The sequence below is a fragment of the Hydrocoleum sp. CS-953 genome (genome assembly GCF_002260545.1).
Classification (GTDB): domain Bacteria; phylum Cyanobacteriota; class Cyanobacteriia; order Cyanobacteriales; family Microcoleaceae; genus Trichodesmium.
Map to the genome: position 1 here is coordinate 1 of NZ_LGSU01001275.1, position 9,075 is coordinate 9,075.

At 36.5% G+C, this 9,075-nt stretch carries 8 protein-coding genes and 1 pseudogene; 8 read left to right on the top strand and 1 reads right to left on the bottom strand.

Annotation, left to right across the window (positions count from 1 at the left end; all coding sequences use genetic code 11):
* The first annotated feature begins 760 nt into the window (after nucleotides 1–760).
* The 8 genes and pseudogenes from ureA to ureC (AFK68_RS46110) all read left to right on the top strand — a co-directional run.
* A complete protein-coding gene (gene ureA, locus AFK68_RS22500; protein ID WP_094675251.1) occupies nucleotides 761–1,063 on the top strand; it encodes an urease subunit gamma in 303 nt (100 codons plus the stop codon).
* A 109-nt stretch (nucleotides 1,064–1,172) separates the two neighbouring features.
* Nucleotides 1,173–1,481 carry an urease subunit beta gene (locus tag AFK68_RS22505; protein WP_094675263.1) on the top strand — a complete coding sequence of 103 codons (309 nt, stop codon included), beginning with the start codon at nucleotides 1,173–1,175 and terminating at the stop codon, nucleotides 1,479–1,481.
* Between the two features lie 211 nt (nucleotides 1,482–1,692).
* Nucleotides 1,693–2,310 (top strand): urease accessory protein UreG, encoded by a 618-nt coding sequence (ureG, locus tag AFK68_RS22510; RefSeq protein ID WP_094675253.1) that lies wholly within the window; start codon nucleotides 1,693–1,695, stop codon nucleotides 2,308–2,310.
* Between the two features lie 20 nt (nucleotides 2,311–2,330).
* Nucleotides 2,331–3,009: urease accessory protein UreD (locus tag AFK68_RS22515; protein WP_143438151.1), on the top strand; the 679-nt coding region annotated here is incomplete at its 3' end.
* 371 nt (nucleotides 3,010–3,380) lie between these two features.
* Entirely contained in the window at nucleotides 3,381–3,908 is a 528-nt protein-coding gene (locus AFK68_RS22525; RefSeq protein ID WP_094675257.1) for an urease accessory protein UreE, read from the top strand.
* Nucleotides 3,909–4,376: 468 nt separating this feature from the next.
* Nucleotides 4,377–5,072: an urease accessory protein UreF gene (locus tag AFK68_RS22535; protein WP_094675261.1), complete on the top strand. Its 696-nt coding sequence runs from the start codon at nucleotides 4,377–4,379 to the stop codon at nucleotides 5,070–5,072.
* A gap of 429 nt (nucleotides 5,073–5,501) precedes the next feature.
* A partial coding sequence (ureC, locus tag AFK68_RS22540) for an urease subunit alpha (protein ID WP_094675267.1) occupies nucleotides 5,502–7,148 on the top strand: 1,647 nt, incomplete at its 3' end.
* Nucleotide 7,149: 1 nt separating this feature from the next.
* Nucleotides 7,150–7,364, top strand: a pseudogene (gene ureC / locus AFK68_RS46110) (urease subunit alpha); the annotation flags it as partial.
* Nucleotides 7,365–8,589: 1,225 nt separating this feature from the next.
* Here the strand turns inward: ureC (AFK68_RS46110) and AFK68_RS22545 are convergent.
* A partial coding sequence (locus AFK68_RS22545; protein WP_143438150.1) for a sensor histidine kinase occupies nucleotides 8,590–9,075 on the bottom strand: 486 nt, incomplete at its 5' end.

Sequence of the window (9,075 nt, forward strand, 5' to 3'; positions counted from 1 at the left end):
AGGAGTCAACCCACCCCTAACCCCTCCGGTGGAGGGGAAGTCAGAAGCGAGTGTGTAATTCTGAGGTCCCCGTTTCCTGCGGAATCCGTAAGGAAACAGAATGTAAGACACACATCTGACAGTTGTTTTTGTAACGGGGATTTATGCCGCGCTCCAAAAACATTTCGCTTTATACCGTTTCACGGAAGTCAAAATTCAGATTTTATCAGCTTCAAACCTTGACAATATAATAGTTTCAGGCAATTATTTGACATTTAAAGTTGGAAACTATTTGTGACATCCTTAAAGTGAATTGGTATTAAAAGGTGGGGTTTTAGACCCATTTTTTTTGATAAATTGTACTGAGACTATCAGATTTGATATAATTTATTGCCGAGTTTGTATCAATAAAAACTTTTTCTTAACTTGTTTTTTGATAATCTTAGTAGAGAAGCTTATTCAGTAATTNTAAAAGGTGGGGTTTTAGACCCATTTTTTTTGATAAATTGTACTGAGACTATCAGATTTGATATAATTTATTGCCGAGTTTGTATCAATAAAAACTTTTTCTTAACTTGTTTTTTGATAATCTTAGTAGAGAAGCTTATTCAGTAATTAACAATTAACAATTAATAATTACCCCTTCTTAAAAGAAGGGGATTGACTCAAAGGAAAATTTTTGCTTTTATCTCCTATCCAAGGGGAGGCTTTAAACCTGAATTGTTGAATTATTAACTATTAATTATTTAGTCAAAATATTAAAAATTAGATCGATAAAATAATGCAGCTATCACCCCAAGAAAAAGACAAATTAATGATTTTTACTGCTGCTTTAGTTGCAGAAAGACGAAAGGAAAAAGGGATTAAATTAAACTATCCTGAAGCAGTAGCTTATATTTCTGCAGCTATATTAGAAGGTGCTAGGGAAGGAAAAGGGGTAGCCGAATTGATGAGTCATGGCAGAACTGTTTTAAGACAGGATGAAGTAATGGAAGGGATACCAGAAATGATTGAAGAAGTGCAGGTAGAAGCAACCTTTCCAGATGGTACTAAGTTAGTGACAGTACACAATCCCATACAATAAAGTAAGGTGGTGGTGCATAGTAATTGCAGAAAGAGTGTGGGGGGTGTGGGAAGAAATTAAACAATATATCTTTAAATATACAGGAAACCAATTAACAACTAAAATAACAATGATTCCAGGAGAAATAATTACTCAAACAGGTGAAATAGAATTAAATTCAGGGCGGAAAACAATTCAGATAATGGTAGCAAATACAGGCGATCGCCCGATTCAAATTGGTTCTCATTTTCATTTTTATGAAGTCAACCCAGCCTTAAAATTTGAGCGTGACCCCACTAAAGGAATGCGTTTAAATATTCCAGCAGGTACGGCAGTTAGATTTGAACCAGGAGATGAAAAAGAAGTAGAATTAGTAGCGATCGCAGGTAGTCGAGAAATATACGGTTTTAACGCTTTGCTTAATCAAAAATTAGAATAAAAAAAGAAGATTTCTATGATGGGAAAATAAGGTCTTAAATCTTTCTTTTAAAAGGGATAAAAAAAAAGAAAATTCAGTATTTCAAGCCTCCTTATTCCAAAAAGATACATTTTCTTCTTCCCCGTTCCCTGTTCCCCGTTCCCTGTTCCCTAAAAGTCTCCAATATCGCACAACTTAAATCATATTGCTATCCTTTTAACTGATAACTGAAATGGCAACAACAGCTAGGTTAGGAATTGGCGGTCCCGTAGGCAGTGGCAAAACTGCTTTACTAGAGTGTATTGTTCCCCTTTTGACCAAACAAGGTATTGAAGTAGCCATAGTAACCAATGACTTACTCACTACTGAAGACGCACAGCGACTCAAAAGTGGAGGAATTTTACCAAGCGATCGGATTATTGGAGTAGAGACAGGTAGCTGTCCTCATACAGCTATAAGAGAAGACCCAACCATGAATATTTTAGCAGTGCAAGATTTGGAACAACTATATCCTAATCTAGACCTGATTCTTATTGAAAGTGGGGGGGATAATCTTGCCTCTACCTTTAGTTACGATTTGGTAGATGCCTATATTTTTGTCATAGATGTAGGGGCAGGAGATGATATTCCCCGTAAAAAAGGACCTGGTTTTGTGCAAGCTGACTTAGTAGTAATTAACAAAATTGATCTAGCTCCTTATGTCAATGCCAATCTAGATTTAATTCGCGAACAAGCACCAGTATATCGTCAAGGTAAACCTATTGCTTATACTAATTGTAAAACTGGAGTTGGATTGAATGAAGTAGTTAATTTTATTCTAGAGAGAATTTTATTTCGCACTGGTTTGTGAGTAATGAATTTGAAAAAGTGATGAGCAGAGATAATTTGGAGATAAAACTAGAGCGCAATAGTTTTGGTAAAACTGTAGTAACTCATCAGTATACAACTCATCCTTTGCGTTTATCTAATGTATTTCGTCTGGATGCCACCGATCCGCGTACTGCTTACTTGTACCTTACCAATACATCGCCTGGGTTATTAGCTGGAGATAACTTGAGTTTATCTTTACAGCTAGAAAAGGGAGGCAGTCTTTATCTTACTGACCAAGCTGCCATTAAAGTTCATGCTATGCCAATCACAGGTACCAAAGCAACAACTAATTTAAAAATTAAAGTCGAAGCAGGTGCCAGATTAGAATTAGTAGCAGAACCTCTAATTTTATTTGCGGATGCAGCATTGGAACAAACTACTAACATTCAGCTTGACTCTGACGCAGAACTTTTTTGGAGTGAGATTATTCTTCCTGGTAGACTAGCTAGGGGAGAGTGGTACGAATTTCGCTATTATTTTAGTCAATTAGAGATTATCTCAATGGCTGAAGAAGTATGTTTTAGGGATACTATTCACTTAGAAGGAAAGCAAAATTTATTCAAGCATAGCGATATATTTGCTTCAAAACCTATACTAGCTAATTTAATTGTTGTTCAACCAAATAGTAATCTTGAGTTACTTAGTCAAACACTGGAAAATCTTGAGGCAGCTAATTGTTNATTTTAGTCAATTAGAGATTATCTCAATGGCTGAAGAAGTATGTTTTAGGGATACTATTCACTTAGAAGGAAAGCAAAATTTATTCAAGCATAGCGATATATTTGCTTCAAAACCTATACTAGCTAATTTAATTGTTGTTCAACCAAATAGTAATCTTGAGTTACTTAGTCAAACACTGGAAAATCTTGAGGCAGCTAATTGTTCCGATCTGCTTTTGGGTAGTTCTGTATTACCTAATAATAAAGGTTTATTGATTCGTGTTTTAGCTAGTAAAACTCTACAAATAAAAAAGTATATTAAATATGCTTTAAATTCTGTCCGTCATTTAACTAACCGCTCCAGTTTACCCTATATTCCCAAATGAATTAAATGGTCGAACAAATTAGAGAAATAGCAGAAACTTATCTAGGTAATTTTACAAAAGATGTAAACCTAGCTGAAAAGTTAAAATCAGCCCGTACTTTAGACAATTGTTTAGAGATATATCTGACTCAAACCGATAGTGGCAAAGGAAGAATTCAGGCTCAATCAACTTCTGGAATAATTGTAGGTATTATAAAAAGTAGAGATTGGTCTCTATGTGAAGGAGATGTATTTATTACCAAATCTGGTAAGCTATTATTAATTCATCTACAAGAGCAAAGATTGATGGTATTAAGTTTTACCGAACCTGTAGAAAACCATGCTATAGAATTAGTTCATTTAGGTCATGTTTTGGGTAATCATCACTGGCCAATAATTATTAAAAAAAATAAAATTTATATTCAATTAATTATAGATGCAGCAATAATTGAAGCCACTATTGCCAAGTTTAAAATTCCTGGTTTAAAAATAGATTATGAATTGCGCTCTCCCCAAGAACATTTTGATTTTTCCCACCATAGTCATCATAGCTAAATAGACATTTCTAATAATAAAAAATAAAATCAATTATGGAATATAAATTATAGCGCTTCCTGTAATTATGAGGTACATCCGGGAGTTGTCAAGATGTCTGTACTACAAGATTTTTACCATTTACAGCAATTTTGGAGTTAGTGAGGTACAAAATTTTTTTATTTGTTAAAGACTGGAAGTTTATTGGTAATTCTGGTAACACAAGCATCCTGCTTGTTACAGGCTTCCAGCCTGAACTGCAAATAACAGTACCTCACCATCCTCAAAAGTGCTGTAACTTGTACATCATTTGCCCAAAAGATGCTGTATCAATTATTTCCTCCTACTGGACTGACACAGCTAATGAGTGTGCGCATTTGGGGGCGGGTTTATTTCATCTAATGGTTAAACTCATTCATTTAAAAAACAAACCCGCCCCTACTATTGTACTATTGTTAGATGAAACAGTCCGCTACTCACTAATCCCTAATGAATACTGAAATACCCGAACAACTTGCCTTAATGCAGTTATCTGATTCTTTTTTTCCAAGTGGTTCTTTTACCTTTTCTCACGGACTAGAAACTTTAGTTCAAACTGGAAAAATTCAGTCAAAGCAAGAAATTTTGTATTTCTTGCAAATATTATTACGGAACAAAGTTGGAGTGAGTGATGTGGTAGCATTAATTCAGAGTTATCGCGGTATTAAAAACGGAAATCTAGAGGCAGTGAGAGAAGCAGATCAACAACTATTTATTCAAACGGCGATCGCTAAAAATAGAGAAACTCAGCGTCAAAGTGGACGCGCTCTACTAATGGTGGCTAGTTCTACTTGGCAAGACGAACGACTAGAAATTCTTAATCAAGAAGCTGTTCGGGGGAAAATACACTGTTTACATCCAGTTATTTTTGGTGCAATTACTTCAGTAGCAGGTTTAAAGGAACGAAATGCAGTGTTGGCTTTTTTGCATGGTTTGGTGACTAATATATTAGGAGCAGCTATTCGTTTGGGTATTTTAGGACATATACAAACACAGCAAATTTTACTCCAATTAGTACCAGATATTGAAGCAGTTTGCTCAACTGCCGTATCAATGAATCTAGAGCAAATGTGGTCTTGTACTCCTTTTATTGATATTGCTCAAATGCAACATCCAAAATTGCCTCAGAGGTTGTTTGCTAATTAGGAGTCAGGAGCCAGGAGTCAGGAGTCAGGAGTTAGGGAAATTATAGATGAGCTAGGAGGAAAAATTGTTCCTTTCTTTTTCTGCCCTTGTCTACTCAAAATACTAACTTTTTTAGCTTGAGTGACCGAGAATTTCACACTTTTTTCGCTCTAAAAAAACTAAAGTATTTATCTTTCAATAATTAATAATTACCTCACAAGAAGATGATTGAGTAAAATGATTTTTTTATCTTGAAAAGGAGAGGCTTTAGACCTTAATTATTCCGTAAATTCTTTGAGAGTTAATTAACAAGCTGTAATTACATTTTTTAACATATAAGTGCCTATGCAAAATTAATTACATATCCTACTAACTCTCTGTTGCCTGTTGCCTCTCTCAACAAGGAAATTTCTAAAAGCACAACTACTTACAACAAAAGGAATTAAAATTATGAGTTATCGTATGAATAGACGCGCGTATGCTGATACCTATGGACCAACAGTAGGCGATCGCGTGCGTTTGGCAGATACAGAATTATTTATTGAAGTTGAACGAGATTATACCACCTATGGTGACGAAGTAAAGTTTGGTGGTGGTAAAGTAATCCGTGATGGAATGGGGCAATCACCTATATCTAGTGAAGCTGGAGCGGTAGATTTAGTAATTACTAATGCCCTGATTTTAGATTGGTGGGGTATCGTCAAAGCTGATATTGGCATCAAAGACGGCAAGATTGATAAAATCGGCAAAGCAGGTAATCCCTATATTCAAGATGGGGTAGATATTATTATTGGTCCATCTACTGAAGTTATTGCCGGAGAAGGACATATTCTTACAGCGGGGGGAATAGATAGTCACATTCACTTTATTTGTCCTCAACAAATAGAAATAGCGATCGCTTCTGGTATCACAACAATGATAGGAGGTGGCACAGGCCCAGCTACAGGTACTAATGCTACTACCTGTACTCCAGGTGAGTGGAATATTTGGATGATGCTGCAAGCTGCTGATGCTTTTCCGATGAATTTGGGATTTTTGGGCAAGGGAAATAGTGCTAAACCAGAAGGGTTAGTAGAACAAATTCAAGCTGGAGCTATGGGTTTAAAACTCCATGAAGATTGGGGAACAACTCCTGCTGCTATTGACACTTGTTTGAGTGTTGCCGATAAATATGACGTACAGGTAGCCATCCATACAGATACTCTGAATGAAGCAGGTTTTGTGGAAAACACGATCGCTGCTTTTAAAGACCGAGTAATTCATACCTATCATACTGAAGGTGCGGGAGGTGGACACGCGCCAGACATTATTAAAGTTTGCGCCCTCAAAAATGTATTACCTTCTTCAACTAATCCGACTCGTCCGTTTACAGTCAACACTTTAGAAGAACATCTTGATATGTTGATGGTGTGTCACCACCTTGATAAAAATATTCCTGAAGATGTAGCCTTTGCTGAATCTAGGATACGCAAAGAAACTATTGCTGCAGAAGATATTTTGCACGATTTAGGAGCATTTAGCGCTATAGCTTCTGATTCTCAAGCAATGGGTAGAGTGGGAGAAGTAATTATTCGTACTTGGCAAACTGCTCACAAAATGAAAGTACAAAGAGGTGTTTTAGCTGCCGATACAGAAGAAGTAGCAGATAATTTTCGGGCTAAACGTTACATTGCTAAATATACTATCAATCCGGCAATTATGCACGGTATTGCCAATTATGTTGGTTCCATTGAAACAGGGAAATTAGCCGATATTTGCCTTTGGAAACCTGCGATGTTTGGGGTTAAACCAGAAATTGTCATTAAAGGAGGAGCGATCGCTTGGGCACAAATGGGCGATCCTAATGCTAGTATTCCTACACCTCAACCTGTATATATGCGTCCTATGTTTGGTAGTTTTGGTGGCGCAACTCCCGCTACTTCTTTGACTTTTGTTTCTAAAGAAGCATTAAATGCTGGAATACCCGAAAAAATCAGTTTAAAAACCCCTGCTGTAGCTGTTAGTAATACACGAAATCTCGGCAAAGCAGACATGAAACTCAATGAAGCCACCCCCAAAATAGAAGTAAATCCTGAAACTTATGAAGTGAGAGCAGATNTAAATGCTGGAATACCCGAAAAAATCAGTTTAAAAACCCCTGCTGTAGCTGTTAGTAATACACGAAATCTCGGCAAAGCAGACATGAAACTCAATGAAGCCACCCCCAAAATAGAAGTAAATCCTGAAACTTATGAAGTGAGAGCAGATGGTGAATTACTAACTTGTGAACCCGCCTCGGTTTTACCAATGGCGCAGCGTTATTTTTTATTTTAAACAGTTACGCATAATATAGAATCCGGTTAAATACTTATCGTATCGCTCTAGGAGTCAGGAGTCAGGAGTCAGGAGTCAGGAGAAAGAAAAGATTGAGAGCATGAATTTTTAAATTCGCCCACGCTAGAAAATCTGTATTACAGCGGTTTTCATTTCAGTAGACCACAGTAGGGAAGTTCCATGGAACCTCCCTACTAGGTTTTGGTTGTGATATCATGTCCGCTGGTATGGTCGCGTCGTGTAAAAGTTGGGGAAATATTTACCTTATGTAAGCTTTTTCCTTTTCTTCTTTCTTCCTTATTCCTTCTTCCTTACCTTCTCACTTGCAATACCGATGCTACCGGACATGATATGAAGATGTGGTTCATCAACTTGAAAAGCGCTTTCATTAATTGATAATTGATAATGGATAATTGATAATTACCTCTGGTTAAAACCGTTACGGAATTGAAGATTGGGAAATATCCTAGCACTTTTTTTCCCCTATCCAAGGGGAGGCTTTAAACCACAATTATTTAATTAATAATTAATAATTAATTATTCGGTAAGAGAAAGTAATTTTGCGATTACTGTATAACCGCATTTTATATAACTGCTTGAAAAGTCGTCATTGCCACGATAGGAAGCAATCTCAGAGGTTTCATAAGATTGCCTCCTTCCACTCCCTTCCACTCGCAATGACTTGGCTATAGCAATTATCCAGATTCTACAGCGGTTTTCCTGCACGGTAGACCTACGGTAGGGACTAACCATGGTTAGTCCCTACAAGGCTTTTTGTTCTTAGGAGTGTGTTCCATCTTTCTGAAAATCGCTATAAGCAATAGAAGAAAAATTATATCATGTCCGGATAATTAGCGAGCAAAAACTTTCTCCTTTTTATACTTTCTCCTGACTTTTCAGGACTGACTCCTCCCTCCTTATTTCTAACTATTCAACCGGACATCATATTACCTATTCCCTAGCGCTATAGATACTGTTCTATAAAACTGATACAAATTAAGTTTGGTTCTAATGGATTTCATGTATGTGTGAACACATTCTGTCTAATAATATGCGAGTGTAACGTATTATATCGTTATTCTTTGATTAAGTTAATGCTCCTAGAAATGCCAGAATATACAGGAAGAGCGATCGCGAATTCTGTCCCCTTTCCAGGTTGTGAAATTACNCATGTATGTGTGAACACATTCTGTCTAATAATATGCGAGTGTAACGTATTATATCGTTATTCTTTGATTAAGTTAATGCTCCTAGAAATGCCAGAATATACAGGAAGAGCGATCGCGAATTCTGTCCCCTTTCCAGGTTGTGAAATTACTTCTATTTTTCCCTGATGCTTTTCAATAATCTGATAAGAAATTGACAGACCCAAACCAGTCCCCTTTCCGACTGGTTTCGTTGTAAAAAAGGGGTCAAAAATTTTATCTTTGACTTCTGTTGGTATTCCTGGACCATTATCTCGAATTTTCACAAATACTCGATCTTCAGCTACCTTTTCCGTTTGAATAACAATCTGTTTCGGTTGAATATCCGATTCTAGCATCGCATCAATAGCATTAGCGATAATATTCATAAACACCTGATTTAATTGAGCCGGATAACATTCCACCAAAGGTAAATCTCCATAATTTTTGAGAATTTCAACTCCCTGTATGAGCTTATGACTGAGAATTAACAGTGTGTTATCAATTCCTTCATGCAGGTCTACAGA

Coding starts and splice junctions, on each gene's coding strand:
- AFK68_RS22535 (WP_094675261.1), top strand. CDS start 4,377: ATGAATACTGAAATACCCGAACAACTTGCCTTAATGCAGTTATCTGAT.
- ureG (WP_094675253.1), top strand. CDS start 1,693: ATGGCAACAACAGCTAGGTTAGGAATTGGCGGTCCCGTAGGCAGTGGC.
- AFK68_RS22525 (WP_094675257.1), top strand. CDS start 3,381: ATGGTCGAACAAATTAGAGAAATAGCAGAAACTTATCTAGGTAATTTT.
- AFK68_RS22505 (WP_094675263.1), top strand. CDS start 1,173: ATGATTCCAGGAGAAATAATTACTCAAACAGGTGAAATAGAATTAAAT.
- ureA (WP_094675251.1), top strand. CDS start 761: ATGCAGCTATCACCCCAAGAAAAAGACAAATTAATGATTTTTACTGCT.